Genomic DNA, 25,951 nt, shown 5'->3' with positions numbered 1-25,951 from the left:
CGTTGTCGTTACCTGGTGTAGTGCGCCGTCGTCTTCTCCGCGACTTCCGCTGCGGTCACGCCGGGCGCAAGCTCGATCAGCGCGAACGGGGTATGATGATCGGGCCGCTGGAACACGGCAAGGTCGGTGACGATCATGTCGACCACGTTCCGCCCTGTCAGCGGCAGCGTGCACGCGGGAATGAACTTGGGGCTGCCGTCCTTGGCGACGTGTTCCATCACCACGATGATCTTCTTGACCCCGGCCACGAGGTCCATCGCCCCGCCCATGCCCTTGATCATCTTGCCCGGAACCATCCAGTTGGCGATGTCGCCGGTTTCGGCCACTTCCATCGCGCCCAGCACGGTCAGGTCGATGTGCCCGCCGCGGATCATTGCAAAGCTCGCCGCGCTGTCGAAATAGGCAGAGCGGTCGAGCTCGCTGATTGTCTGCTTGCCCGCGTTGATGAGATCGGGGTCGACCTCGTCGTCATAGGGAAACGGACCGATGCCGAGCATCCCGTTCTCGGACTGGAGCGTGACCTCCACCCCGGCCGGGATGTGATTGGCGACCAGCGTCGGAATGCCGATGCCAAGGTTCACGTAATAGCCGTCGCGCAGTTCGCGCGCGGCGCGCGCCGCCATCTCGTCGCGGGACCAGGGCATCAGGAAGCTCCTTCGGAAGGTGATGAGAGCGGCTGCGGTTCAAGGAACCAGCCGTTGCCGACAAGCGAATCGAGCGCGATCGCCCCGTCGGGGTCTCGCAGGTAGTCGAACAGTTCGTCGAAGTCGCTGCGCTCGTCGCCCGCAATGGCAACGATGCAGGTATCCTGGCCCGCCGCCTCGCGCAGCGCCTGCTTGCGGTCGCCCGAATTGCGCACCAGCAACAGCGGGTCGCGGCCCTCGGCATCGAGCCCGGAACGGCGCAGGGCATCGGCCACGTCGCTTACCCGGTCGGCCGGCAGCGCGGTGATCCACAGCACGACCATGCCGGCGCTGCGCAGCGTGGCCAGGGTTCGGGCAAGGCCGGGTGCCGGCACGGTCTGCGCCGCGGGATCGAACGGCACCTTGCCGCGATCGAGATCGATCATCACCGCCGCCGGGGCCTCGCCGCAGGGGCGCATCGTCGTCGAGGCGCCCAGCCCGGAAACGAGCAGCGCGGAGGTTCGCGTGCCGGGCTCTTGCGCAGGCGCGGCGCGGGCGAGCGCATAGGCCGCGAGGCCGTCCCAGACGCGGGCGGCGGGGCTCATGTCGTCTCCGTCGAGCAGCGCAACGGCGCGCGCGGCCGCTTCCGCCTGGGCGGCGGCGCCTGCGGGCGAGGGGCGGAGCGGCACGACCTGCGCCTTGCCCGAGGTCCCCTCGCGCGGGGTCGCGGCGCGAACCGGACCCGCAATGCCCCGGCGCACCACGGCGCTGCCGGCCAGAACCGGAATGGCCGCGGCCGCGATGCAGCCCGACAGCAGCGCGGTCAGCGCAAGCGCTCCGAGCGGTGCCGCCCAGCCCCGGTTCACGCCGCGGCCGGCTCCGTCCCGGCGCGCTGGCGCACCGTGCGGAATTCGATCTTCTTGTCGTAGGGCGCGCCGACGATCATCCGCTGGACGTACACGCCCGGCAGATGGATGCAGTCCGGATCGAGGCTGCCGACGGGCACGATCTCTTCCACTTCGACCACGCAGACCTTGCCGCAGGTCGCGGCAGGCAGGTTGAAGTTGCGCGCGGTCTTGCGGAACACGAGGTTGCCCGTTTCATCCGCCTTCCACGCCTTCACCAGCGCCAGGTCGGCGAAGATCCCGCGTTCGAGGATGTAGTCTTCAGGGCCATTGGGGCCGTCGAACGACTTCACTTCCTTGCCCTCGGCCACCAGCGTGCCCACCCCGGTGCGGGTGTAGAAGCCGGGAATGCCGGCGCCGCCCGCGCGCATCCTCTCGGCCAGCGTCCCTTGCGGGCAGAATTCCACCTCCAGCTCGCCGGCGAGGTACTGGCGTTCGAACTCCTTGTTCTCGCCGACGTAGCTGGCGATCATCTTCTTCACCTGGCGGGTGCGCAGCAGCTTGCCGATGCCTTCGCCGTCGATCCCCGCGTTGTTGCTGGCGAAAGTCAGGCCGGTCACGCCGCTGTCGCGCACGGCGTCGAGCAGGCGCTCGGGAATGCCGCACAGACCGAAGCCGCCGGCGGCGATCAGCATGTCGTTGCGCAGGACGCCGTCGAGCGCGGCGGCCGCGTCGGGAAAGATCTTGTTCATGCCGTGGCTTCCGTCACTGAAAGGTCGATGCCGATGGCCTGCGACAGGTCGCGCAGGGCCTGTTCCTCGCCGGTCACCTTGATCGCGACCATGCCGAGCTGGGCCGCGGGCTTGCAGTTGATGCCGAGGTCGTCGAGGTAGACGCAGGCCGCCGGGACCACCTCCAGCGCCTCGCACATCATCATGTAGATGCGCGGATCGGGCTTGCGCAATCCGGCCTTGGCGCTCTCGATCACGTGGTCGAAACGGTCGAACACCGGCGCCAGGCGCAACGCGCCCTCAGCGTCGCTGGCCATGCCGGGACCCTGTCCCGCGGGCGCGTTGTTCGTGATGCAGCCCAGCTTCATCCCCGCCCCGCGGATGGTATCGAGCGCCGCGACCATGCCCGGGCGCAAGGTGCCCGAAAGGCAGGCGAGGACATCGGCGCCGCGCAACTCGTGCCCCAGCGCCGCGGCCTCGGCGGCGAAAGCCTCGTCGAAGGCGGCGCGGTCGATGTCGGCGCGTTCGATCTGCGCCCAGGCGTTGGTGTCGGGATTGGTCGAATTGATCTGGCGGACCAGGCCCTCGGGCAGGCCGCGTGCGCGTTCGAGGGCAGCAAAGCGCTCGAACGGCGATGTCGTGATGACCCCGCCGAAATCGAAGATGACCGCTTCAATCGCGTCCATGCGCGCTCCTTAGTCGGCTAAAGTCCGGCACCCGCATTACCGGGCGGCGCGGTACAGGCAAGATCGCGCGTGCCCAATTGACCGATGTCATGGTAAGAAATCGGCCGGGTCGCATAGCTCGGTGAAATCATTACGGAGAATCACCCATGCGCTCGATCCTCGTTCCGGCCGATCCCCGCCCCTCGCGTGACGAGCGGATCGAATCCGCGCTTACGGTCGCACGGGCGACGAACGGGCACGTGACCGTGCAAGTCGACGTGCCGATTACCCGCTATGTCAGCACCGACGCCTTTGGCGGCGCGGCGCTGATGCGCGAGGCGCTGGAAGCGGCGCGGCAGGATGCGGAGGAGAAGGCGGCGCAAATCTCGGCGCGCCTGTCCTCGCAGGACGTCCCCTTCGATATCGAGCACAGCGACGAGGAAGCGGTCGAATCCCTCGTCGCCGGGGCGCGGCTGGCCGACCTTATCGTCATCAGCTTCGACGACTACTGCCTCAACGAAGTGGCGGTGACCGCGCGCTGCCCGGTCCTGGCGATCCCTGCCGGCCACGCGCTGCTGCGGCTGGATCAGCCGGCGGTCGTCGCCTGGGACGGCGGCCACGAATCGGCCAATGCCATGCGCGCGGCGCTGCCGCTGCTTCGCCTCGCCGAATCGGTCCACGTCGTGCGCGTCACCGAAAAGGAGAACGCTTTCCCGCCCAGCGACGCGCTCTGCTACCTTTCGCGGCACGACGTTCATGCCGAACTGGCCGACTGCGCACCTGCCGGAAGCATCGGGGTGACGCTGGAGAATGCCGCGCGGCGGCTCAATGCGGGCCTCATCGTGATGGGCGCCTTCGGCCACAGCCGGCTGCGCGAGATGATCCTGGGCGGGGTGACGAAGCACTTCCTCACGCACAGCAAGGTGCCGCTGCTGCTGGCGCACTGAGCGGGGCGGGGCTAACCTGTTCGTCGCGGGGGGATGCCGCCACGAGGAGCTTACGCTTGCGCACCATATCGCGGATCCTGATCGCCGGCGCTGCGCTGCTCGCCATGCCCGGGTGCAAGGGCACCGCTGTCGCGCCGGTCGATGAACCCACGGCCACTGCCACGCCGACCCCAGAACCAAGCGCAAGCCCCAGCCCAGGCGAGCAGCCGACAGCGACTGCCGCAACGCCTTCGCCCGCGCCGTCAGCGACGCAGTCCGCGATTCCCGCCAGCTTCCGGGCCCTGGGCACCGAGCCGTTCTGGAGCGCCGAGGTCGGCCCCGGCACGCTTCTCTACAGCACGCCCGAGGACCAGGCAGGCAAGCGCGTCGCGGTCCGGCGGATCGACGGGGACGGCGCGAGCACGTTCACCGCCACGCTCGAAGGCGCCGCGCTCATCCTCGTGGTCACGCGCGCGCAGTGCAGTGACGGGATGTCGGATATCGTCTATCCGCTCAGCGTGACGCGGACGCTGGGCGGCGATGTCCAGCGGGGCTGCGCCAGGATCCCGGCGGGCACCTAGTCCCGCGCGGGAAATCGAGGGGGATGCGATTTATGAAAGCTTTGGGATTTGCCGCGCTGGCGCTCATGGCGGCGGGCGTGGCCGCGCCGGCCGGTGCCGCGCCGTCCGACTATGCGAAAGTCGTGGCCGATGCGCAGCGCCTGCCGGCGAACGTGGCGATGGACGAGGGGCGCATGCCCGCGGCGGTGCTCGACTTCGCGGGGTTCAAGGCCGGCGACGTGATCGCCGACTACCAGGCCGGCGGCGGATACTATTCCGAACTGCTTTCGCGCGTGGTCGGGCCGAAGGGCCGCGTCTATGCGCTGACCCAGCCGAACATGTACAAGGCCGAGGCGTGGACCGCGCTCAGCGCCAGGTTTCCCAACGTGGTTCCCCTCGTGGCGCCGGCGACCGGGCTGATGCTGGCGCCCGGCAGCGTCGACGGGGTCTTTGCGCACCTCGTCTATCACGACCTCTACTGGGAATCGGCCAAGTACCAGCACCCATGGATGGACCCCAGCGTGGTGGCGGCCAACTGGTTCGCGGCGGTGAAGCCCGGCGGGCGGGTGGTGATCGTCGACCATGCAGGCCCCGCGGGCGACACCCGCGCGGTGGTCGAGAAGTTCCACCGCATCGATCCGGCCATTGTGCGCCGCGACATGGAACAGGCCGGATTCGTCTTCCAAGCCTCCAGCGACGTGCTGCACCGCAGCGATGATCCCCACGCAGCAAACGTATTCGATCCCTCGATCCGAGGGAAAACCGACCGATTTGTGCTGAAATTCCGCAAGCCTGGCTGATTTTCTCAGTTACGAGTGCGTAATTTTCAACTGCTCTTGTTCAATTCGCACTTGCAACATAACCGGGCGAATCCCATAACGAGGGTGCCTTTCAGGCATCCTCTCCCAAAACTTCCAAGGCCCGGTCGGCAACGACCGGGCCTTTTTTTGTCTCGCAACCACGGCAGCTTGCATCGGCGGGCGGCGCGGCGGTTTGCAATCGCGGGAACCAGTTCCTAGCTTCGCCGTCGATAGGGCACAGCGAACAACGACGGGACGGACAATGGCAGATGCACCGGCGGCGGCGATCGCCGAGGACAAGACCACGATCAGGTTGCAGGTGGCCGGAGCCCGGCAGGAAGAAAGCGGGCAGGGCTTTGCCCGGATCAGCCGCGAGGTGATGGGCCAGCTCGGCATCACCGAAGGCGACGTGATCGAGATCGAGGGCAAGCGCGTCACCGCCGCGCGCGCCCTGCTGCCTTACCCCGAGGACGAGGGCTTGCAGGTCATTCGCCTCGACGGCCTGCAACGCGCCAATGCCGAAGTCGGCTCCGGCGACCAGGTTATCGTGCGCAAGCCCGAAGCGCGGCCGGCGCAGCGGGTGGTCTTTGCCCCCGCCCAGCGCGAACTGCGGCTGCAGGGACCGGCCCAGGCGCTGAAGCGCAACTTCGCCGGGCGTCCGCTGGTAACCGGAGACCTCGTTGCCACCGCCGGACAGCAGCAGGTCGATCGCGGTGACATGCCGCCGCAGCTTCGGCAGATGCTGAACGTCCCGGCCTTCGCGCTGACCCAGATCCGCTTGTCCGTCGTGTCGACGGTGCCCAAGGGCATCGTCTTCATCGACGAGAATACCGAGATCGAGCTGCGCGCCGAATACGAGGAACCGCGCGATGGCCGCGCCGACGTCAATTACGACGACGTGGGCGGCATGGGCGACACGATCCGCCAGCTTCAGGAAATGGTGGAACTGCCGCTGCGCTACCCCGAACTGTTCACCCGGCTGGGCGTCGATCCGCCCAAGGGGGTCCTGCTGCATGGCCCGCCGGGCACCGGCAAGACGCGGCTTGCCCGCGCCGTGGCGAACGAGAGCGACGCGAATTTCTTCACCATCAACGGGCCCGAGATCATGGGCTCGGCCTATGGCGAAAGCGAAAAGCGCCTGCGCGAGGTGTTCGAGGAAGCGGCAAAGAACTCGCCCGCGATCGTCTTCATCGACGAGATCGATTCGATCGCGCCCAAGCGCAGCCAGGTGCAGGGCGAGGCGGAGAAACGTATCGTCGCGCAGCTGCTGACGCTGATGGACGGGCTGCAGGCCCGGTCCAACCTTGTCGTGATCGCCGCGACCAATCGCCCCGACGCGATCGACGAGGCGCTGCGCCGCCCCGGCCGTTTCGACCGCGAGATCGTGATCGGCGTTCCCGACGAAAGCGGGCGCCGCGAGATCCTGGGCATCCACACGCGCGGCATGCCGCTGGCCGACGACGTCAAGCTCGACGAACTGGCGCGCACGACCCACGGCTTCGTCGGCGCCGACCTTGCGGCATTGACGCGCGAGGCCGCGATCGAGGCCGTCCGCCGGATCATGCCGCTGCTGGATCTCCAGGCGCAGACCGTCCCGCCCGAGGTTCTCGACAACCTGCGGGTCGAGCGTGACGATTTCCTCGAGGCGCTGAAGCGCGTCCAGCCGAGCGCGATGCGCGAGGTGATGGTCCAGGCCCCGACCGTGGGCTGGGAAGACATCGGCGGGCTCGACGAGGCGACCGAGAAGCTTCGCGAGGGTGTCGAGCTACCGCTCAAGCATCCCGAGGCGTTCCACCGGCTGGGCATCCGCCCGGCCAAGGGGTTCCTGCTCTATGGCCCTCCCGGAACCGGCAAGACCCTGCTGGCCAAGGCGGTGGCGAAGGAGGCCGAGGCCAACTTCATCGCGATCAAGTCGTCCGACCTCCTGAGCAAGTGGTACGGGGAGAGCGAGCAGCAGATTGCTCGCCTGTTCGCCCGCGCGCGGCAAGTGGCGCCGTGCGTGGTGTTCATCGACGAGATCGACAGCCTGGTGCCGGCGCGCGGCAGCAGCGGCAACGAGCCGCAGGTGACCGCGCGCGTCGTCAACACGCTGCTGGCCGAGATGGACGGGCTCGAGGAGCTGCAGTCGGTCGTCGTGATCGGCGCGACCAACCGGCCCAACCTGGTCGACCCCGCGCTGCTGCGGCCGGGCCGGTTCGACGAGCTGGTCTATGTCGGCACGCCGAGCAAGGAAGGCCGCCTCCTGATCCTCAAGATCCACACCAAGGCTATGCCGCTGGCAGCCGACGTCAATTTGGATGACATCGCGGCGCAGACCGACCGCTTCACCGGCGCGGATCTCGAGGATGTCACCCGCCGGGCGGGTCTCAACGCGATCCAGCGCGCCGGGGCGCAGGTCAGCGAAGTGAACGCGGCCGACTTTGTCGAAGCGCTCAAGGATTCGCGCGCCACGGTGACCGCCGAGATGGAAGAGGAATACGCCAAGATGAAGGGCGAGCTGAAGAAGCGGGCGATGGATGTCGGCCCGATCGGCTTCATCGCGCCCGGGATGGTCAGTTCGACCCGCGACAGCAAGCACGGATAGCGCGGCAGGGCGACTGCCCCCCGGTCAGTCGCCCCGCCGCCGGCGGCGCCCATCGAGTTCGGGCAGGAGCCGGCCGAATTTGTCGGTGAAGACCATGCGCGTTTCCGGCCCGACGGTAACGCCGCGCGCGGGCGCCTCGCCGGCATCGGTGAGGTTGTCGACCACGGCGGGCACGAGCGGATTGGCGAACTGGATGCCGGCCGCCTGGTGCGAAATCCAGCGGACGATCCCGGTCAGCCCTTCGAGCGCCTTGGGCCGGACGACGACGACGCGGTCGGCCTCGATCTTGCCGGCGCGCAGGTTGATCTGGCAGCCGCCGCGCGAAATGTCGGTGAGTTCGACCATCGCCGCCGAACCCGAAGGATTGCGGCATTCGCCCTCAAGCGAGACTGCGTGGCGCGAATGGCGGCGCAAGGCGAGGGCATGTGACAAGGCGGCGTTCCTTCTGCGGACCAGGAATGTGCGCGACCCTTGTTGACCGTGGTTCTAGTCGCGCAGGGTTAACGAATGGTTCGCATCCGGCCCTTCAGCGCGCGCAAAGCCGCTCGAAACGGGCTAATCCCCGACAGGGAAATCGAAAATTACTTCGATCCCCTCGTCGTGGAATTCGCGGGTGATCGAGCCGCGGATCTGGCGTGCCGATCCATCGATCAGCATGCTCCCGAATCCGGTCCCACGCTCCGTCGCCTCCAGGGTACGGCCCGTTTCGCGCCAGGTGAGGTGGACGCTGTCGGGCGTCGTTCGCCAGGCCACGCTCACCTGGCCGCCGGGTCCGGCCCAGGCGCCATACTTCACCGCGTTCGTCACCAGTTCGTGGATCACCAGGCCCAGGGGAACCGCAAGGCGTGAGGGCAGCGCGATCGCCTCGCCCTCGATCACGCACGTCTCGCTTTCGGAGCGATAGGGCGCGATCGCCGTCTCGATCAGGTTGCGCAGGTCGACCGTGGGGCTCTCGACCGCGCCCTGGGTCACTTCGTGCGCGTTCACTAGCGCGTGAATCCGCTGCGAAATCCGATCGACGACGCCCTTCGCCGCGGGGTCGCCCTTGCCGGTCATCCGCACGATGGCGAGGATGACCGCGAACAGGTTCTTGACCCGGTGGTTGAGCTCGCGGGCCAGAAGGTCGGCGCGGTCGCGCGCCTCGCGCAGCGCCTCGGCATGCGCCGCCGCCGCCTCGGCCCGCGCGGTGCGCGAGATCTGCAGCAGGCCCAGCGCCAGCGACAGCGAGATGATCACCGCGAGCATGGCCAAGAGCGGCATGATCCGCAATTCCAGCGCGGTCGAGCGGGCCTGGGCGTAGCCCAGAGTGTCGCGTTCCAGCGCCTCGAGCCGCACCATCGCGTTGCGCAGGCGGTCCATCAGCTCCTGCCCACGATCGGTCAGGATGAGCTGGTTGGCGTCGATGATCCGGTGCTCGTCGACGAACTGCACCCCCTTCGCCATCTCGGCGAACTTCGCGTCGGCCAATTGCTCGATCTCGCGCATCAGGCGGTCCTGCTCGGCATTCGGCGGACCGGTGGAAAACAGCTGCTTCAGCCGCGCCAAGGCGGCGGGATAAGTCTCGCGGCCCAGCTCGTAAGGCGCCAGATAGGCACGGTCGTTGGTGATGATGTAGCCGCGCTGCCCGGTCTCGGCGTTGATGACCGACCGGCCGAGGTCGCCCAGCGCCTGCATGATGTTGTCGGTGCGCTGGACCTGGGCGCGTTCATCGCGCTCGGCCTGCAGGGTGGAGTAGATCAGCCAGATCGACCCGAGCATCGCCAGCGCGACGACTGCGAACAGCAGGAGGCTGGGCAACCGGGTGCCGCGTCGCCAGCTCGCGCGGGGCAAAGGTGGTGCCTGCCTGTCCTGCGCGCGTATCATCGCGGCAGTCTCTAGCGTCCCCGCACCGGCGCGCACAGGAATTTACGCCCGATTCCCGCAAGAGCACGAATTCGTGCCGGGTATTCGTCCGCTTCGGGTTAGAACTGCGGCAGGTCGCGGGGGGAGTTGGGCTGTTGACAGCACACGCCGGCGATACCGTCATTCACATCGAACAGCAGCTTGTCCGCGTGCTCGGCATCGCCTTCGGGCTGGCGGTCGTGATCGGCGGCATGGTCGGGCAGGGCATCATGCGTTCGCCCGGGATCGTCGCGGGGGCTGTCGGGGCGCCGCTGGCGATCATGGCCGTCTGGCTGGTCGGCGGGCTGCTCAGCGCACTCGACGCGTTCTCTACCGCAGAGCTTGCAGCGTCGCACCCGCGCGCAGGGGGCCCCTATGCCCTGGCGCGCCGCGCCTTCGGCCCGCTAGCGGGGACAATGATCGGCTGGACCGACTGGTTGCAGGGGGTGGTCAGCATCGGGTTCATCGCGGTCGTCTTCGGCGAATATGTCCACGAACTCGGGCTGGCGGAGCGCGCGCCGGTGGGCCTTATCTCGGTTCTTCTGCTCGCGTCCATCGGCGCGCTGCACTGGCACGGCACGCGGGTTTGCGGAGCCAGCCAAACCACCGCGACCGCGCTCAAGGCGCTGATGATGCTCGGCCTCGTCGCGGCCCTGGCGCTGGCCCCCGGCGCGCCTGCCGATCCATCGCCCGGACCGTCGCCGGCAGTGACCCTGGCGGGAGTGGTGATCGCCCTGCGCCTGACCCTGACGACTTATGCCGGGTGGAATGCATCCTGCTATTTCTCCGAGGAGATGCACGAGCCCGAACGCAACGTCGCGCGCGCGACGTTCATGGGGATCGGGCTTGTCACCCTGCTCTATCTCGCGGTGAACGCGGCCTTGCTTCACGTGATGACCCCAGCGCAGCTTGCTTCGTCCAAGCTGCCCGCGGCCGACGCGCTCCAGCGCACCCTGGGCGGGTCCAGCGGGCTGGTCATCACGATCATCGCGGTGATCTCGGTCGGCGCGATCGCGAACCTGATGTGCATGCAGTTCACCCGCGTCGCCTTTGCCGTCTCGCGCGACGGCGCGCTGCCCGCGTTCCTGTCGCAGGTGGCGCCGGGCGGCACCCCCCGGCTCGCGATGGTCACGACGATCGGGTTCGCGATGCTGTTCGCGGCCAGCGGCACCTACGAAACGCTGGTTACCATCGCCGCGGTCCCGGGTTCGCTTATCCTGCTGGCGATCGACCTTGCCGCCATGCGCCTGCGCCGGATCGAACCCGACCTGCCGCGTCCCTTCCGGATGCCGCTGTTTCCGCTGCCCGCGCTGGTCGGCGCCTTGTGCAACATCGCGATCATCGCCGCGATGGTGTGGCAGGACCCCGCCAACAGCCTGATCGGGATCGTGCTGCTGGCATGCGTGGGGGTGGTCTATATCGCCCGCGATGCCCTAGTGCGCCGCGCCCCAGCTTGATCCGCTGCCGATCTCGATCCCCAGCGGCACGTCGAGGCTGACCGCAGGCGCGGCGGCGCCGGCCATGACCTGCTCGATCACCGGGCTGGCCGCGGCGACGTCGGCTTCGGGCAGCTCGAACACCAGTTCGTCGTGGACCTGGAGCAGCATCCGCACGTGGCCGAGGCCCGCGGCTTCGAGCGCGGGCATCATCCGCACCATCGCCCGCTTGATGATGTCGGCGCTGGTGCCCTGGATCGGGGCGTTGATCGCGGCGCGTTCCGACCCCGCGCGCTCGTTGGGGTTGCGCGAGTTGATCCGCGGGAACCAGGTCTTGCGGCCGAACAGCGTCTCGGAATAGCCGCACTCGCGCACTTTCTCGAGCGTGTGCACGATGTAGCGCTGGATGCCGGGAAAGCGCTCGAAATAGCGGTCGATCATCGCCTGCGCCTCGTCAGAGGTCACCCCCAGTCGCCCGCCCAGGCCCCACCGGCTGATGCCATAGAGGATCGCGAAGTTGATCGTCTTCGCCCGCCCGCGCGTGTCGCGGTCGACCGTTCCGAACATCTCCATCGCGGTGCGCGCGTGGATGTCCTCGCCGGCAGCGAAGGCTTCCTTGAGCGCGGGCACGTCGGCCATGTGCGCGGCCAGGCGCAGCTCGATCTGGCTGTAGTCGGCGGCGAGCAGGACGTTGCCCGGCTCGGCGACGAACGCCTCGCGGATCTGGCGCCCGATCTCGGTGCGGATCGGGATGTTCTGCAGGTTGGGGTCGGTCGACGAAAGGCGCCCGGTCTGCGCGCCGACGAGGCTGTAGCAGGTGTGGACGCGCTGCGTGGCCGGATTGATCGCCGCCTGCAACGCCTCGGTGTAGGTCGAGCGCAGCTTCGACAACTGGCGCCACTCGAGCACCTTGGTCGGCATCTCGGCGCCTTGCGCGGCAAGGCCTTCGAGGATTGCCTGGTCGGTTGAATATTGCCCGCTTTTGCCCTTGCGGCCGCCCTTGTAGCCCAGCTTGTCGAACAGGATGTCGCCCAATTGCTTCGGGCTGCCGATGGTGAAGGGCTGGCCGGCCATGGCGAAGATGGTCTGTTCCAGCGCGGCGATAGCTTCCGCGAATTCGCCCGACAGCCGCGACAGGCCCTCGCGGTCGACCTTGATCCCGTGGCGCTCCATCGCCGCGACGACGGGGATCAGCGGGCGGTCGACCGTTTCGTAGACTCGGGTTCCGCCTTCCTCGGCAAGCCGGGGGCGGAGCAGGCGGTGGAGCTGCCAGGTCACGTCGGCATCCTCGGCGGCATAGCGGGTGGCGCGGTCGAGCGGCACTTCGCTGAACGGGATCGCCTTCTTCCCCGCGCCGCAGATGTCCTTGTAGGTCATCGTCGTGTGGCCGAGGTGGCGGGTGGCCAGTTCGTCCATCCCGTGGCCGCCGCCGATCCCGTCCTCGCTGCGCCCGGCATCGAGGTCGAAGCTCATGATCATCGTGTCGTCGATCGGCGCGACCGCGATCCCGCCGACGGCGGCGCCGGCGCGGGCCAGGATGTTGATGTCGTACTTGATGTTCTGCCCGACCTTCAGCACCGCGTCGCTTTCGAGCAGCGGCTTGAGCAGGGTCAGGGCAACGGTGCGGTCGACCTGCGCCGGCTTCTCGCCGAACATGTCGCCGCTGCCGTGGCCGAGCGGGATGTAGCACGCGTCGTTGGGGCCGAGCGCGAGGCTGACCCCGACCAGTTCGGCGCGCATCGCGTCGAGCGCGCTCGTCTCGGTGTCGATCGCCACGAGCCGCGCGGCGAACGCGCGCGCCACCCAGGCGGCGAGGCGTTCCTCGCTCTGCACGCATTCGTAGGCTTCGAGATCGACCGCGGGCATCTCGGGCAAGGGCTGGCGGTTGCCGTCGGCCTGCGCGGGCGCGCCGGCCTGGGTCGGCTTGGGCGGATCGAGCTGGGTGGCGTAAGTCGGGCTGCCGCTGCCCGCGCCCAGCCGCTTGAGCAGGCTGGTGAAGCCATGTTCGGTCAGGAACGCGGCGAGCGGTTCGGGCGGCACCGCGGTAAGCGCGAAATCCTCGAGCGGGATCGGCAGCTCGCAGTCTTCCTTGAGCTGGACAAGGACGCGGCTGAGCCGGGCCATCTCGGCCTGCTCGACCAGGCTTTCGGCCATCTTGGATTTCTTCATCGTCGGCGCGGCGGCAAGCGCGCTTTCGAGGTCGCCGTATTCCTGGATGAGCTTGGTCGCGGTCTTGGGGCCGATGCCGCGGATGCCGGGCACGTTGTCGACCGCGTCGCCCATCAGCGCCAGCACGTCACCGACCTTCTCCGGCGGAACGCCGAACTTCTCGATCACCTCGGGAATGTCGATGCGCTGGTTCTTCATCGTGTCGAGCATGTCGATGCAGCCGCCGCCCTGGGCGCACTTGCCGACGAGCTGCATCAGGTCCTTGTCCGAACTGACGATGGTCACGTCCCAGCCCTTCAGCGTCGCGGCGCGGGCGTAGCTGGCGATGATGTCGTCGGCCTCGAGGTCGTCCTCCTCGATGCACGGCAGGCTGAACGCACGGGTGGCGTCGCGGATCAGCGGGAACTGGGGAACCAGGTCCTCGGGCGGGGGCGGGCGGTTCGCCTTGTACTGGTCGTAAAGCGCGTTGCGGAAGCTGGTCGATCCCTTGTCGAGGATCACCGCAAGATGCGTCGGTCCGTCGGCCTTGTGCAGGTCCTCGGCCAGCCGCCACAGCATCGTGGTGTACCCATAGACCGCTCCCACCGGCACGCCGCGCGGGTTGGTGAGCGGGGGAAGGCGGTGATAGGCCCGGAAGATGTAGGCCGAGCCATCGACGAGATAGAGGTGCTGGCGGGATTCCATCGCCCGTGCCTAGCAGCGCAGGGGCGCAGCGTCAGCGACCGATTTGCGGGGACGTAAAATGCGCGCTCGGCTGCGGTTTGTCGCAGATCGCGGGCGCCATGTGGCATTCGTCATTGAACTGCCACAATCCAGCGTCACACTCGCGTTTGCGACAGTCCGTTGCGCGAATGCTTGCATCGGCCCGGCACTGGCTTTATTTGGCGCGCGAAGTCTCCTGATTTGGTAGACTTTGTGCTTGCCTCTTTATGCGGCCAGCGCGGTCCACTCCTTCCTCCAAGGAAACGAAGAATGCGCAAGATGATCCTCGTCGCCGCTGTTGCCGGCGCCTTTGCCCTGACCGGTTGCTCGCAGAAGACCCAGGACGCCGCCGAGACGACTGCTGATTCGGCTGCTGCCGACGCTGCCGCCAACGTCGACACCGCCGCCGAAGCGACCGCCAATGCCGCCGAGAACGCTGCTGACGCCACCGCGAACGCCGCCCAGAAGGCTGCCGACGAAACCGCCGATGCCGCTGGCAAGGCCGCTGACGCGACCGGCGACGCCGCCGCGAACACCGAAGCCGCTGCCCAGGGCGAAACGCCCGCCAAGGCGAAGGCCGACTGATCCAGCCGCAAGGCTGGTCGTCAGACCAAACGGAAAGGGCGCGGTCTCCATCGAGACCGCGCCCTTTTTGCTGCCCGTCTAAGGCGTGGGGTCAGCGGGCCGCCAGGCTCCGGTCGGCGGCGGCAGCGCTGGCCAGCGTCGGGGTGAAGTTGTCGTAGACAGTGCGCGCGACAGCGGCGATCGTCCCGGCGTGGGCGGTGTGGCTCTGCTGCCCGGCCACATACACGGCGATGGCCATGTTGCGTCCGTCGGGCAGGCGGATGAAGCCGACATCGCTCGTCTGGCCCCACAGCGTTCCGGTCTTGTGCGCGACCAGGGTGTCTTGCGGGAGCAGTGCCTTCAGCCGGTTGCGCCCGGTCTGGCAGCGGCTCATCGCGCCAAGCAGCACCGCGCGGCTCTGCGCGCTGAGGACATCGCCGCGATAGAGCGCGGTGAGAACGTGAACCATCGCCTGCGGCGTGCTGGTGTCGCGGCGGTCGACCATCCGCAGGGGATCGTTCTTCGCCGAATCGTCGCGCACCAGGGTGGCGATGTCGCGGTCGATCCGCAGGCCGGACAGCGAATTCTTCTGAAGCCAGGCGGTGACCGCACGGGTTCCGCCGACCGCGGCGATGAGCGCGTCGGTCGCCTGGTTGTCGCTCTTGGTGATGCTGAGCTCGATCAGGCTCTGCGCGGTAAGCGACATGCCCGGGCGCACCGCGGCGCGGCCGTCGGCCGTATCGCCGGCGACGCGGATCATCAGCGGAAACGACTGGTCGAGCCGGCGCGTGCCCTGGTCGACCATGTCGAGGAAAGTGGCGGCTACCGCGATCTTGACCGTGCTGGCCATCGGGAACGGCTGGTCGCCGTTGATCGAGACCTGGCGGCCGCTGTCCATGTCGATGGCGGTGATGCCGACGCGGGCCGAAGGCATTTCCGAAACGATCGCGCTGAGCTGGCGGAGAAGCGCGGCGTCCTGCGTGGCGTTGAGTGAGGCAAGGCCGATGCCATCGTCGCGCGCCGACGCCGAAATCGTCGGCAACGGAGCGGCGAACATCGCCAGCGCGGCTGCCGCCAGCCCGAACTTCTTCACGACCATTGTAACAGTCCCATCCCCATTGCGCGACCCAACCCGCTGTTGAATAGACTAAATTGACGGAGCGGTTGCAAGCGTGACGTTCCTCCGCTCATCGTCACTTCGCAACCGCTGGGCTGGATAATGCGTCAGAAATGGATAACGGGGGGTGAATGGTGACCCCCGTCGAGACAATTGAAGCCGGCCTTGCCACGGTCATGCGCAGGGCCGGAAGCCCCGGCGCGATAGCCGGATTGGCCCGCCTTTCGGGCGGCGCGAACATGGAAAGCTGGGCCTTTTCCTGCGGCGAAGAGGAATTCGTCCTGCGCCGCGCGCCGTCTGCCGAGATGATGGCGGGCCGCCCGATGAGCCATGCCGCCGAGGCCGCGGTCATCCGCGCCGCGCGCGCCGCCGGGGTCGTCGCGCCCGAGGTCGTGGCCGAGCTGGAACCGGGCGACGGGCTGGGCAGCGGCTTCATCATGCGCCGGATCGCGGGCACTGCCGATCCCAAGGTCGTGCTGGGCGAAGGCGGTTCGGCTATGCTGGCCGATATTGCCGCAAGCCTTGCCGCAGTCCATCGCGTCGAGCCGCGGGCGGCAGGCGCGATTCCCGCGCTCGACGCTGCCGGTGGGGTCGAAGGCCTCGCCGCCCAGTTCGAGAGCTTTGGCGGCGATCGTCCGATCATTGCGCTGGGCCTCGCCTGGCTGCGCGCCAACCTGCCGCCGCCGATCGCGCCGCGGCTCGTCCACGGCGATCTGCGCATCGGCAACGTGATGGCGGAGCATGGCCGGCTGACCGGCGTGCTCGACTGGGAGGTCGCGCATCTCGGCGATTTCCACGAGGACCTGGCGTTCGGGTGCCTTACCGTCTGGCGCTTCGGCCAGCTCGACAAGCCGGGCTTCGGCCTGGGCACGCTCGAAGAGCTGTTCGCGGCCTACGAAGCGGCGGGAGGCGCGCCGGTCGATCCCGCGCGCTTCCGCTTCTGGCTGATCTACCGGACCGTGTGGTGGGCGCTAGGGTGCCTGGGGATGGGCGGACTGTGGCGCAGCCACGCCGACCGTTCGCTCGAACGCGTCGTCGTCGCCCGACGCACCTCGGAGCAGGAATTGGACCTGCTGGTCCTCCTCGAGGAGGACGCCCCGCAGGCGGAGCGCGACGCGCCCCTGCCACCGCCCCCGGCGCCCGCCCCGCCGCCGCATGGCGAGCCCGATGCGGCCGAAGTTCTGACCGCCGTCTCGGAATGGCTGGGTTCGGTAAAGGAGCGCTTTTCGGGGCGCGACCGGTTCGACCTTGCGGTCGCGCGCAACGCGCTGGGCATCGTCGTGCGCGAACTGGCGACGCGGCCGTGCCCGGAGGATCGCCCGCTGGCCACGGACATCCTCGCCGGACGTCAATCGCTCGCCACGCCGGGCCTGCTGGCGCGCCTGCGCCGCGGCGCGCTCGACAAGCTGGCCGCCGACGTTCCCAAGTACGCCGCGCTTGCGCCTGCGCGCGCCAAGTGGGAAGGCCCCCGCTGAAATCACGCCCGCAACGACGGGCACGCAAGAAAGAGGACTGCCCGATGGATTTCGACCTGCCTGCCGACCTGGAAGCCTACTACGCCGAGCTTGAGGCGTTCATCGAGGCGGAAATTGCGCCGCTTCAGGCAGCCGACGACAACGAGCGGTTCTTCGACCATCGCCGCGAATGGGCGCGGACCAATTACGAGGACCAGGGCCTGCCCCGCCACGAATGGGAGCAGCTCCTGCGCAGCGCGACCCGCAAGGCCGACGCCGCCGGCCACTGGCGCTTTTCCGCGCCCAAGAAGTACGGCGGCAAGGACGGCTCGAACCTGTGGATGGCGGTGATCCGCGACCGCTTCGCCGCGCGCGGGCTGGGCCTGCACAACGACCTGCAGAACGAGCATTCGATCGTCGGCAACTTCCCCTTCGTGGCGATGTTCGACACGTTCGGCACCCAGGAACAGAAGGACGAGTTCATTCTCGGCGGATTCGAGGGCCGGCGCCGCGTCGCCTTCGGCCTGACCGAGCCCGACCACGGATCGGACGCCACCCACATGGAGACGCGGGCAGTGCGCGAGACGCGCGACGGCGTCGACGGCTGGCGGATCGACGGGTCGAAGATGTGGATCACCGGCATGCACGTCGCCAGCCACGTCGCGACTTTCGCGCGGACCGGCGGCGAGGCGGGCGATGCCCGGGGGATCACCTGCTTCCTCGTCCCCAACCCCTCTCCGGGGCTGGAGATCGACGAGTACCTGTGGACCTTCAACATGCCCACCGACCACGCCCGGTTCTTCCTCAAGAACGTGTGGGTGCCCGACAGCGCGATCCTGGGCGAGGAAGGCCGCGGGCTGAGCCTGGCGCAGAGCTTCGTCCACCAGAACCGCATCCGCCAGGCCGCCTCGTCGCTCGGCGCGGCCAGCTACTGCGTCGAGGAAAGCGTCAAGTACGCGCGCGAGCGCAAACCCTTCGGCGAAGAGCTGGCGCGCAACCAGGCGATCCAGTTCCCGCTGGTCGAGCTGGCCACGCAATGCATGATGCTGCGCCTGCTGATCTACAAGACCGCCTGGGAAATGGACCGGATGGAGCACAAGGCCATCGAGCACGAGCTGTCCGACAAGATCTCGATGTGCAACTACTGGGCCAACCGGCTGGTCTGCCAGGCGGCGGACCGGGCGATGCAGGTCCACGGCGGGATGGGCTATTCGCGGCACAAGCCGTTCGAGCACATCTATCGCCACCACCGCCGTTATCGGATCACCGAGGGTGCGGAGGAAATCCAGATGCGCAAGGTCGCCGCGTACCTGTTCGGCTATCTCGGCCCGCGCAAGGCGATGTTCGCGTGAACCTGCAGAGGGGCGCGCGATCGGATCGCGCGCCCCGTCCGCATCCGGTCAGGCGGCGGAAATCGCCGCGGCGATGCGTTCGGCCGGCTCGCCGGTCAGGGTCTTGGCGAGTTCGCCCACCAGCTTGCCTTCGAGCTGCTTGTGGTAGTGGCGCCGCATCTCGCCCAGCGTGGTCGGATCGGCGACGACGAACAGGTCGCTGATCTTTTTGCCCAGCACCGCCTTGTTGAGCCATTCGGCCACGCCCGCGGCATGCGCGAATTCGTCGAGGTTCTGCTTGCCCGCCTGCTGGCCGCGGCCGTCCTGGTGCTGCACCCCGGCGCTGTAGTTGGTAAGTTCGATCTCGGGCGTGTCCTGCGCCGACAGAACGGGTTCCAGCGCGGTCCCGGTGTTGCGCATAAGCACGAACCGTTCTCCGTCGACGATCGCGACGTGGGCCTTGTGGGGAAGTTGCAAGCGGCTCTCCTTTTGCTTGTGGGGATTGCACACCAACGGTCCAGCCCTCTTGGGGGTCCGGTCCTTGCACCGTGATAAATCGCCGGTTCGTCGCGGTCGAGCGGCATTGCGCCCGGTCAGATCGCGTACTGCGCGCCCAGTTCGATCACCCGGTTCGACGGGATGTTGAAATAATCGGTTGGATCCGCGGCGTTGCGGTGAAGCGCGATGAACAGGATGTCCTGCCAGACCGGCATCCCGACATCGCTCGACGCCGCATAATTGTTGCGGCCGATGAAGAAACTGGCCCTGTCGGCGTCGGCAATCGCGCCTCCGCCGCGAATCAGGTCCTCGCGCACGTCGGGCGATTCCATGAAGCCATAGCGCAGCTCGACCTGGGCGAAGTTGTCGTCGATCGGCGTCACCTTGAGGCGATCGTCGGGCGCGACGTGGGGGACCGACAGCGTGCGCACCGTGGTGACGTAGTTGTGCGCGTGGAGCACGCGGTTGTGCTTGAGGTTGTGGAGCAGCGCGTGCGGGGTCAGCTCGCTGCGCGCGGTCAGAAACACCGCGGTGCCCGCGATCCGCGTCGGCGGGCGCCGGGCCAGCGCGGCGGCCATCTCGGCGAGCGGCACCGCGCCGTCGTTCTCGAGCTCGGCCACGAATCCGCGTCCGCGCACCCAGGTGCGGATGATGACGAGCAGCGCGGCCGCGATCGTCAACGGGACCCAGCCGCCTTCGACCACGCGCAGGATGTTGGCGCCGAAGAACAGCAGGTCGAGCGCCAGAAAGGGTGCGATGATCGCGGCGGCGGCGGGCAGGCTCCAGCCCCAGTTGCGGCGGATGACGACGAACGCGAGCGCGCAGGTGATGACCATCGTGCCGGTCACCGCGATGCCATAGGCGGCCGCCATTGCCGACGAGGTGCGAAAGCCCAGGACGAGCGCGATGACGCCTGCAAGCACCATCCAGTTGATCGCCGGGATATAGATCTGCCCGGCGTGTCCGGCGGAAGTCTGCTTGATCTGCAGGCGCGGCAGCAGGCCGAGCTGGATCGCCTGCTGGCTGAGCGAGAACGCGCCGGTGATCACCGCCTGGCTGGCGATGATCGTGGCAGCGCAGGCGAGCAGGACCATCGGCAGGCGCAGGCCCGCCGGGATCATCAGGAAGAACCAGTCGAGGTTCGCGAACGGTTTGCCGAGGTCGTTCGCCTCGGCCAGCACCTTCATCGCGAACGCGCCCTGGCCCAGGTAGTTGAGCGCCAGCGCCGGGAACACGAGCACCAGCCAGCCGAGCCGGATCGGCGCCTTGCCGAAATGGCCCATGTCGGCGGTCAGCGCCTCGGCCCCGGTCACGGTCAGGAACACCGCGCCCAGCACGAACAGGCCAAGGATGCCATGCTCGCCGACGAACCAGACCGCATGCCACGGCAGGAACGCGGCGAGGATGCCCGGCGCATCGGCGATGTGGAGCAGGCCGAGCGCGGCGATGGCAAGAAACCACGCGATGCAGACCGGGCCGAACAGTTTCGAGACCAGTTCGGTCCCGCGCGACTGGAGCGCGAACAGCGCCAGCAGGATGACCAGCGTGATCTCGATCACGCGCTGCTGGGGGATGGCCTCGGACATGCCGGGCAGCGACTTCAGTCCCTCGACCGCGGACATCACCGACAGCGCCGGCGTGATCGCGGCGTCGCCATAGAACAGCGCCGCGCCGGTCGCGCCCAGCGCCAGGACCAACCCGCCACGGCTGCGCACGCCGCGCCGCGCCAGCGCGAGCAGCGCCAGCACCCCGCCTTCGCCGTCGTTGTCGGCGCGCATCAGCAGCAGCACGTACTTGACCGTGACGATCAGGATCAGCGCCCACAGCATCAGGCTCATCACCCCGATGATCTCCTCGACCACCAGGCCGTCGGACGCCGCCTGGTTCAGCGCTTCGCGGAAAGCGTAGAGCGGGCTCGTGCCGATATCGCCGAACACGACGCCGATCGCGCCGATGGTGAGCGGAAGCAGTTTTTTGGAAGAGTAGCCCGTCGCGGGCAGGGTAGATGCTTCGTCGGACTCCGACGAGGCGGAAGCGGCTGGCTGCATGACACGCACCCCATGCCGGCGGATGCCGGGCCGCGGGCCTCTACGCCCGTTGCGGCGCGCTGCAAATGCAATTTGGGCAATCGTGTCCGCGTGCCGCGCAAGCGCCGGTGGTGGTCGCCTGGCGCGTAACGCGTGAAAAAGGGCCGGAGGATCGCTCCCCCGGCCCGATTTCTTTGCAAAGGCTGGACGCGGACTTAGAAGTCCATGCCGCCCATGCCGCCCATGCCGCCGCCGGGCATGCCGCCCATGGCTGGCTTGTCGTCGGGCTTTTCGCTGATTGCGGCTTCGGTCGTGATCAGCAGGCCGGCGACCGAGGCTGCATCCTGCAGCGCGGTGCGAACGACCTTGGTCGGGTCGATGACGCCGGCCGCGGTCAGGTTCTCGTACGTGTCGGTCGCGGCGTTGAAGCCACGCAGCTCGTCGTTCTCGCGCAGCAGGTTGCCCGAGACGACCGCACCGTCATGACCGGCGTTCTCGGCGATCTGGCGCAGCGGCGCCTGGATCGCCTTGCGCACGATGTCGATGCCGCGGGTCTGGTCGTCGTTCGCGCCCTTCATGCCCTCGAGCGCCTTGGTCGCATAGAGGAGAGCGGTACCGCCGCCGGGGACGATGCCTTCCTCGACCGCGGCGCGGGTGGCGTGCAGCGCGTCGTCGACGCGATCCTTGCGCTCCTTGACCTCGACCTCGGACGAACCGCCGACCTTGATCACCGCGACGCCGCCGGCGAGCTTGGCAAGACGCTCCTGGAGCTTCTCCTTGTCATAGTCGCTGGTGGTGGTCTCGATCTGGGCGCGGATCTGCTCGACCCGGGCCTTGATGTCGTCGGCATTGCCGGCGCCATCGACGATCGTGGTGTTGTCCTTGTCGATCGACACGCGCTTGGCCTGGCCGAGCATCGCGACGGTGACGTTCTCGAGCTTGATGCCGAGGTCCTCGCTGATCATCTCGCCCTGGGTCAGGGTCGCGATGTCGCCCAGCATCGCCTTGCGGCGATCGCCGAAGCCGGGAGCCTTGACCGCCGCGACCTTCAGGCCGCCGCGCAGCTTGTTGACCACCAGCGTGGCCAGGGCCTCGCCCTCGATGTCCTCGGCGATGATCAGGAGCGGGCGACCGGTCTGGACGACGGCTTCCAGGATCGGGAGCATCGCCTGCAGGTTCGACAGCTTCTTCTCGAAGATGAGGATGTAGGGGTTGTCGAGCTCGACGGTCATCTTGTCGGGGTTGGTGATGAAGTACGGCGACAGGTAGCCGCGGTCGAACTGCATGCCTTCGACGACGTCCAGCTCGAACTCGAGGCCCTTGGCTTCCTCGACGGTGATCACGCCTTCCTTGCCGACCTTGTCCATCGCCTCGGCGATCTTCTCGCCGACTTCACGGTCGCCGTTGGCCGAGATGATGCCGACCTGGGCGATTTCCTGCGAACCCGAAACCGGCTTCGAACGGCCCTTGAGGTCGTCGACCACCTTGGTCACGGCAAGATCGATGCCGCGCTTCAGATCCATCGGGTTCATGCCGGCGGCGACCGAGGTCATGCCTTCGCGCACGATGGCTTGGGCCAGCACGGTCGCGGTGGTGGTGCCGTCACCGGCGAGGTCGTTGGTCTTCGAGGCCACTTCGCGCAGCATCTGCGCGCCCATGTTCTCGAACTTGTCCTTGAGCTCGATTTCCTTGGCGACGGTGACGCCGTCCTTGGTGATGCGCGGGGCGCCGAAGCTCTTGTCGATCACGACGTTGCGGCCCTTGGGGCCGAGCGTGACCTTCACCGCGTCGGCGAGGATGTCCACGCCCTTGAGGATGCGTTCGCGCGCGTCGCGCGAAAAACGTACGTCCTTGGCTGCCATTGTCTTTTTCCTTGTCTGGAGCACCCCCGCCAGCGCGGGGGCCTTGATGCCGGCACACCCGCTCGCGCGGAAAGCCGGCTAGGGTTGGGATGCGATCAGGCGAGAACGCCGAGGATGTCGCTTTCCTTCATGATCAGAAGGTCTTCACCGTCGACCTTGACCTCGGTGCCCGACCACTTGCCGAACAGGACGCGGTCGCCGGCCTTGACGTCGCAGGGGGTGATCGTGCCGTTCTCGGCGCGGGCGCCCGAACCGACCGAGACGACTTCGCCCTCGCTCGGCTTTTCCTTGGCGCTGTCGGGAATGATGATCCCGCCGGCGGTCTTTTCTTCGGCTTCGATGCGGCGCACGAGCACGCGGTCGTGCAGCGGACGGAAATTCATGGGGTTCTCCCTTATCCATGACGAAATGATGCCTTGGCACTCTCGGGTCGAGAGTGCCAGCGCCGCGCATATGGTCACGTGCCAGGGCGCCGTCAAGCATCGCCGGCGAAGATTCGTCAGGCGGGCAGCAGCCCCAGCCGCGCCCGGTTGCGCCAGCGCCACAGCAGCAGGCAGGCCACCACGACGAGGCCCACGGCCAGGCCCAGCCAGATGCCGAAGCCGCGCAGCGGGGTGAAGAAGCCGAGATAGACGGCGGTGCCGATGCCCGGCACCCAGTAGCCGAAGATCGCGATGGCCATCGGAATGCGCGTGTCCTGCAGGCCGCGCAGGCTGCCGCCCGCCACCGCCTGGGCCCCGTCGAAGAGCTGGAACGCGGCGGCCACGACCAGGAACTGGACCGCGAAGCCGACCATCGCCGCGTTGGCCGGCGCATCGGGATCGACATAGAGGTGCATGATCGTGCGCGGAAACGCCCAGATGATGAGCGCGGTCAGCGCCATGAAGCCGATGCCCAGCGCTATCGCGACGTTGCCGGCGCGGCCGATCGCCGCGATGTCGCGCGCGCCATAGGCAAGGCCGACGCGGATCGTCGCGGCCTGGCCGATCCCGAACGGCACCTGGAATGCCAGCGCGGCGAACTGCAGCGCCACGGTATGGCCCGCCAGCTCGGCCTCGCCCAGCCGCCCCATCAGGAACGCCGCGCCCGAGAACAGCCCGGCCTCGGCCAGGATCGTCGCCGCGATCGGCAGGCCGATCCGCAGCATGTCGGCAAAGCGCGGCCAGTCGGTCCGCCACCAGCGCCCGAACAGGCGGTAGCGGCGAAAGCGGCGGTCGCTGCGGATGACCCAGAGGTACGCCGCGAGCATGGCCAGACTGGTCAGCACGCTCGACACCGCCGAACCTTCGAGACCCCAGGCGGGCGCGCCGAGGTGGCCGAAGACGAAGGCATAGTTGCCCAGCGTGTTGACGACGAGCGCCAGCGCGGTGATCGCCGTGGCGATCCCCGCCCGGCCCAGCGCCGAGACGTAGTTGCGCAGGATCGCCGAAATCAGGTTGGGGATCGTCGCCAGCGAGAGGATGAGGAGGAACGGGCCCGCGCGGGCCGCGACGGCGGGCTGCTGGCCGGTCCACAGCATCAGCGCCTCGCCCTTCGCGCAGATGGCCATCACCAGCAGGCCGGCGATGACCGCCAGCCACAGCGCCATGCGGATCGTCCGGCGCACCTCGCGCACGGCATGGCGCCGCGCGCCGAGTTCGGCAGCGATGAGCGGCGCCGCACCACCGACAAGCCCGGTCATGGACCACATCAGGAGGCCGAACAGCGAGACGCTGAGCGACGAGGCGGACAGTGCTTCGGGCCCGAGCCGGGCGACGAAGATCACGTCGACCGCATAGACCGCCATCTGGATGAGGTTGGCGCCCGCCAGCGGCGCCGCCAGCGCGATCATCGCGCGCAGTTCGCCGCGCACCATAGCGCGCTCGGTGGCGCCGTGGGGCGGCGCGGGAAAGGCAGGTGCGTGCGACATAAAGCCGGCCCGGATAGGCGCGGGGCGCCGCGCCGAAAAGCGGTTATACCCCTGCGCCGGCGCTTTCGCTTAAGCTTGCGGCAAGCATGCCACAGCCATGCCCGCGCGCTCGATAACCACCGGACGAGGATTCCCGTTGATGAATAAGCTCTTGGCCGCCGCCGCGCTCGGCATCGCGCTGACCGGCACGGCATCGCCGGCTCTGGCAAAGGAAGCCTTCACCGGGGTCTATATCCATGGAGTCGATACCCCATTCACCCTCAAGACAGGCGAGCACGGGGCGGATGTCGAGCTGGGCTACCGCTTCGACAAGGCGGAGGCGCTGCATTTCATCGGCTCGCCCGCGCCCTATGTGATCGCATCGGTCAACACGCAGGGCGACACCAGCTTCGCCGGCGCGGGGCTGAGCTGGAAGCTGGGCAGTGGCCCGGTATATGCCCGCCCCGAACTGGGCTTCGTGGTGCAGGACGGGCCTTCCAACCGGGTGACGGCGGACGGCCAGCACACCGAGCTGGGCAGCCGCGTCTTGTTCGAACCCGGCATCGCCGTGGGCACCCAGCTTTCGCCGAGGGTGGGGATCGAGGCGAGCTGGGTCCACATCAGTCATGCCCGGCTGTTCAACTGGCACCAGAACCCCGGCATCGACATGTGGGGCGCGCGGCTGAACCTGCAGCTTTGACGCGCTTGCCACATGCGAAAGGGGCGGTGCCGGTTTCCCGACCCCGCCCCTGACGATCACGAGCGCTTCAAGACACCCGCAAAACTTTTGACGTCGATCCCGGACCGGGTCCGGGGTGACGCAAGGTGCGGGGCGCACGGCCGAGGCCGCGCGCCCGCGCTTGCCTCACTTGATCTCGACGGTGCCGCCGGCTTCTTCGATCTTCTTCTTGATCTCTTCGGCTTCGGCCTTGTTGACGCCTTCCTTGATCGCCTTCGGGGCGCTCTCGACCAGGGTCTTGGCTTCGGTCAGGCCGAGCTGCGTGATCGCGCGCACTTCCTTGATGACCTGGATCTTCTTCCCGCCGTCGCCGGTCAGGATGACGTCGAATTCGGTCTTTTCCTCGACCGCGGCAGCGGCTTCACCACCACCGGCGGGGGCGGCCACGGCAACCGCGGCAGCGGCGGAAACGCCCCAAGCTTCTTCCAGCGCCTTGGCGAGGTCGGCGGCTTCGAGAACGGTCAGCTTCGAGAGTTCTTCAACGAGATTGGCGATATCGGCCATGGTCTATTCCTTTTGATCTGATGGCCCCGCGAACGGGGAAACGGT

The 25,951-nt window shown here is 68.0% G+C and carries 23 protein-coding genes; 9 read left to right on the top strand and 14 right to left on the bottom strand.

All coding sequences use genetic code 11. The annotated features are described in order from the left end of the window. Positions 1–8: 8 nt before the first annotated feature. From ACFO0A_RS01320 to ACFO0A_RS01305, 4 genes are read right to left on the bottom strand one after another with little or no spacing between them, the layout of a single operon-like run. Entirely contained in the window at positions 9–644 is a 636-nt protein-coding gene (locus tag ACFO0A_RS01320; RefSeq protein WP_379537179.1) for a 3-oxoacid CoA-transferase subunit B, read from the bottom strand. Continuing rightward, positions 644–1,489, bottom strand: coding sequence for a hypothetical protein (locus ACFO0A_RS01315; RefSeq protein ID WP_379537178.1), 846 nt, complete (start codon positions 1,487–1,489; stop codon positions 644–646). Before ACFO0A_RS01315 ends, ACFO0A_RS01320 begins: the two co-directional genes overlap by 1 nt. Further along, the gene (locus tag ACFO0A_RS01310) at positions 1,486–2,220 is read right to left on the bottom strand and encodes a CoA transferase subunit A (protein ID WP_379537177.1); all 735 of its coding nucleotides are present in this window, start codon (positions 2,218–2,220) and stop codon (positions 1,486–1,488) included. Before ACFO0A_RS01310 ends, ACFO0A_RS01315 begins: the two co-directional genes overlap by 4 nt. After that, a complete protein-coding gene (locus ACFO0A_RS01305) occupies positions 2,217–2,885 on the bottom strand; it encodes an HAD-IA family hydrolase (protein WP_379537176.1) in 669 nt (222 codons plus the stop codon). Before ACFO0A_RS01305 ends, ACFO0A_RS01310 begins: the two co-directional genes overlap by 4 nt. A 146-nt stretch (positions 2,886–3,031) precedes the next feature. Between ACFO0A_RS01305 and ACFO0A_RS01300 the strand changes: the two genes are divergently transcribed. The 4 genes from ACFO0A_RS01300 (at position 3,032) to ACFO0A_RS01285 (ending at position 7,734) form a co-directional block, all read left to right on the top strand. Continuing rightward, positions 3,032–3,811 (top strand): universal stress protein, encoded by a 780-nt coding sequence (locus ACFO0A_RS01300; protein ID WP_379537175.1) that lies wholly within the window; start codon positions 3,032–3,034, stop codon positions 3,809–3,811. A gap of 56 nt (positions 3,812–3,867) precedes the next feature. Beyond that, positions 3,868–4,371: a COG3650 family protein gene (locus tag ACFO0A_RS01295; protein WP_379537174.1), complete on the top strand. Its 504-nt coding sequence runs from the start codon at positions 3,868–3,870 to the stop codon at positions 4,369–4,371. A 32-nt stretch (positions 4,372–4,403) separates the two neighbouring features. Then, positions 4,404–5,150, top strand: coding sequence for a class I SAM-dependent methyltransferase (locus ACFO0A_RS01290; RefSeq protein ID WP_379537173.1), 747 nt, complete (start codon positions 4,404–4,406; stop codon positions 5,148–5,150). A 262-nt stretch (positions 5,151–5,412) separates the two neighbouring features. Further along, a complete protein-coding gene (locus tag ACFO0A_RS01285) occupies positions 5,413–7,734 on the top strand; it encodes a CDC48 family AAA ATPase (RefSeq protein ID WP_379537172.1) in 2,322 nt (773 codons plus the stop codon). Between the two features lie 24 nt (positions 7,735–7,758). On the opposite strand, the gene ACFO0A_RS01280 is transcribed toward ACFO0A_RS01285, so the two are convergent. Next, a complete protein-coding gene (locus ACFO0A_RS01280; RefSeq protein ID WP_379537171.1) occupies positions 7,759–8,166 on the bottom strand; it encodes a PilZ domain-containing protein in 408 nt (135 codons plus the stop codon). A gap of 123 nt (positions 8,167–8,289) precedes the next feature. After that, complete coding sequence (locus ACFO0A_RS01275) at positions 8,290–9,633, bottom strand: sensor histidine kinase (RefSeq protein ID WP_379537170.1); 1,344 nt, start codon at positions 9,631–9,633, stop codon at positions 8,290–8,292. 98 nt (positions 9,634–9,731) lie between these two features. On the opposite strand from ACFO0A_RS01275, the gene ACFO0A_RS01270 reads away from it, so the two are divergent. Continuing rightward, complete coding sequence (locus ACFO0A_RS01270; protein ID WP_379537169.1) at positions 9,732–11,072, top strand: APC family permease; 1,341 nt, start codon at positions 9,732–9,734, stop codon at positions 11,070–11,072. On the opposite strand, the gene polA is transcribed toward ACFO0A_RS01270, so the two are convergent. Further along, positions 11,049–13,904: a DNA polymerase I gene (gene polA, locus ACFO0A_RS01265; RefSeq protein ID WP_379537168.1), complete on the bottom strand. Its 2,856-nt coding sequence runs from the start codon at positions 13,902–13,904 to the stop codon at positions 11,049–11,051. The two genes, ACFO0A_RS01270 and polA, sit on opposite strands and share 24 nt — an antisense overlap. Before the next feature lie 288 nt (positions 13,905–14,192). Here polA and ACFO0A_RS01260 point away from each other — a divergent pair, with 288 nt between their 5' ends. Next, the gene (locus ACFO0A_RS01260; protein WP_379537167.1) at positions 14,193–14,507 is read left to right on the top strand and encodes a hypothetical protein; all 315 of its coding nucleotides are present in this window, start codon (positions 14,193–14,195) and stop codon (positions 14,505–14,507) included. 91 nt (positions 14,508–14,598) lie between these two features. Here the strand turns inward: ACFO0A_RS01260 and bla are convergent, their stop codons facing one another. Further along, positions 14,599–15,585 carry a class A beta-lactamase gene (gene bla, locus ACFO0A_RS01255; RefSeq protein WP_379537166.1) on the bottom strand — a complete coding sequence of 329 codons (987 nt, stop codon included), beginning with the start codon at positions 15,583–15,585 and terminating at the stop codon, positions 14,599–14,601. A gap of 149 nt (positions 15,586–15,734) precedes the next feature. On the opposite strand from bla, the gene ACFO0A_RS01250 reads away from it, so the two are divergent. Then, a complete protein-coding gene (locus ACFO0A_RS01250; protein ID WP_379537165.1) occupies positions 15,735–17,078 on the top strand; it encodes a phosphotransferase in 1,344 nt (447 codons plus the stop codon). 44 nt (positions 17,079–17,122) lie between these two features. Beyond that, on the top strand, positions 17,123–18,409 hold the full coding sequence (locus tag ACFO0A_RS01245) for an acyl-CoA dehydrogenase family protein (protein ID WP_379537164.1): 1,287 nt from the start codon (positions 17,123–17,125) through the stop codon (positions 18,407–18,409). Positions 18,410–18,457: 48 nt separating this feature from the next. On the opposite strand, the gene ACFO0A_RS01240 is transcribed toward ACFO0A_RS01245, so the two are convergent. The 5 genes from ACFO0A_RS01240 to ACFO0A_RS01220 all read right to left on the bottom strand — a co-directional run bounded on the left by ACFO0A_RS01240 (position 18,458) and on the right by ACFO0A_RS01220 (position 24,684). After that, a complete protein-coding gene (locus ACFO0A_RS01240) occupies positions 18,458–18,865 on the bottom strand; it encodes a baeRF12 domain-containing protein (RefSeq protein ID WP_379537163.1) in 408 nt (135 codons plus the stop codon). 116 nt (positions 18,866–18,981) lie between these two features. Next, entirely contained in the window at positions 18,982–20,934 is a 1,953-nt protein-coding gene (locus ACFO0A_RS01235; protein ID WP_379537162.1) for a potassium transporter Kup, read from the bottom strand. A 194-nt stretch (positions 20,935–21,128) separates the two neighbouring features. After that, a complete protein-coding gene (gene groL, locus ACFO0A_RS01230; RefSeq protein ID WP_379537161.1) occupies positions 21,129–22,775 on the bottom strand; it encodes a chaperonin GroEL in 1,647 nt (548 codons plus the stop codon). A 95-nt stretch (positions 22,776–22,870) separates the two neighbouring features. Next, positions 22,871–23,158 carry a co-chaperone GroES gene (groES, locus tag ACFO0A_RS01225; protein ID WP_379537160.1) on the bottom strand — a complete coding sequence of 96 codons (288 nt, stop codon included), beginning with the start codon at positions 23,156–23,158 and terminating at the stop codon, positions 22,871–22,873. Between the two features lie 116 nt (positions 23,159–23,274). Further along, positions 23,275–24,684, bottom strand: a complete 1,410-nt coding sequence (locus ACFO0A_RS01220; RefSeq protein ID WP_379537159.1) for an MATE family efflux transporter — start codon at positions 24,682–24,684, stop codon at positions 23,275–23,277. Positions 24,685–24,823: 139 nt separating this feature from the next. Here ACFO0A_RS01220 and ACFO0A_RS01215 point away from each other — a divergent pair, with 139 nt between their 5' ends. Next, positions 24,824–25,363: an acyloxyacyl hydrolase gene (locus ACFO0A_RS01215; protein ID WP_379537158.1), complete on the top strand. Its 540-nt coding sequence runs from the start codon at positions 24,824–24,826 to the stop codon at positions 25,361–25,363. A 165-nt stretch (positions 25,364–25,528) separates the two neighbouring features. Here the strand turns inward: ACFO0A_RS01215 and rplL are convergent, their stop codons facing one another. After that, positions 25,529–25,906: a 50S ribosomal protein L7/L12 gene (gene rplL, locus ACFO0A_RS01210; protein WP_379537157.1), complete on the bottom strand. Its 378-nt coding sequence runs from the start codon at positions 25,904–25,906 to the stop codon at positions 25,529–25,531. Positions 25,907–25,951: the final 45 nt, after the last annotated feature.

It is taken from the genome of Novosphingobium tardum (genome assembly GCF_042652045.1).
In the GTDB taxonomy this organism is placed as follows: domain Bacteria; phylum Pseudomonadota; class Alphaproteobacteria; order Sphingomonadales; family Sphingomonadaceae; genus Novosphingobium; species Novosphingobium tardum.
The sequence above is the reverse complement of the archived record's forward strand: the minus strand, read 5'-3'. Positions and strand labels throughout refer to the sequence as shown.

Excerpts from the sequence above, each read along its gene's own strand:
- ACFO0A_RS01320 (WP_379537179.1), bottom strand. The coding sequence starts at position 644 with ATGCCCTGGTCCCGCGACGAGATGGCGGCGCGCGCCGCGCGCGAACTG.
- ACFO0A_RS01310 (WP_379537177.1), bottom strand. The coding sequence starts at position 2,220 with ATGAACAAGATCTTTCCCGACGCGGCCGCCGCGCTCGACGGCGTCCTG.
- ACFO0A_RS01305 (WP_379537176.1), bottom strand. The coding sequence starts at position 2,885 with ATGGACGCGATTGAAGCGGTCATCTTCGATTTCGGCGGGGTCATCACG.
- ACFO0A_RS01300 (WP_379537175.1), top strand. The coding sequence starts at position 3,032 with ATGCGCTCGATCCTCGTTCCGGCCGATCCCCGCCCCTCGCGTGACGAG.
- ACFO0A_RS01290 (WP_379537173.1), top strand. The coding sequence starts at position 4,404 with ATGAAAGCTTTGGGATTTGCCGCGCTGGCGCTCATGGCGGCGGGCGTG.
- ACFO0A_RS01285 (WP_379537172.1), top strand. The coding sequence starts at position 5,413 with ATGGCAGATGCACCGGCGGCGGCGATCGCCGAGGACAAGACCACGATC.
- polA (WP_379537168.1), bottom strand. The coding sequence starts at position 13,904 with ATGGAATCCCGCCAGCACCTCTATCTCGTCGATGGCTCGGCCTACATC.
- ACFO0A_RS01260 (WP_379537167.1), top strand. The coding sequence starts at position 14,193 with ATGCGCAAGATGATCCTCGTCGCCGCTGTTGCCGGCGCCTTTGCCCTG.
- bla (WP_379537166.1), bottom strand. The coding sequence starts at position 15,585 with ATGGTCGTGAAGAAGTTCGGGCTGGCGGCAGCCGCGCTGGCGATGTTC.
- ACFO0A_RS01250 (WP_379537165.1), top strand. The coding sequence starts at position 15,735 with ATGGTGACCCCCGTCGAGACAATTGAAGCCGGCCTTGCCACGGTCATG.
- ACFO0A_RS01245 (WP_379537164.1), top strand. The coding sequence starts at position 17,123 with ATGGATTTCGACCTGCCTGCCGACCTGGAAGCCTACTACGCCGAGCTT.
- ACFO0A_RS01235 (WP_379537162.1), bottom strand. The coding sequence starts at position 20,934 with ATGCAGCCAGCCGCTTCCGCCTCGTCGGAGTCCGACGAAGCATCTACC.
- groL (WP_379537161.1), bottom strand. The coding sequence starts at position 22,775 with ATGGCAGCCAAGGACGTACGTTTTTCGCGCGACGCGCGCGAACGCATC.
- groES (WP_379537160.1), bottom strand. The coding sequence starts at position 23,158 with ATGAATTTCCGTCCGCTGCACGACCGCGTGCTCGTGCGCCGCATCGAA.
- ACFO0A_RS01220 (WP_379537159.1), bottom strand. The coding sequence starts at position 24,684 with ATGTCGCACGCACCTGCCTTTCCCGCGCCGCCCCACGGCGCCACCGAG.
- ACFO0A_RS01215 (WP_379537158.1), top strand. The coding sequence starts at position 24,824 with ATGAATAAGCTCTTGGCCGCCGCCGCGCTCGGCATCGCGCTGACCGGC.
- rplL (WP_379537157.1), bottom strand. The coding sequence starts at position 25,906 with ATGGCCGATATCGCCAATCTCGTTGAAGAACTCTCGAAGCTGACCGTT.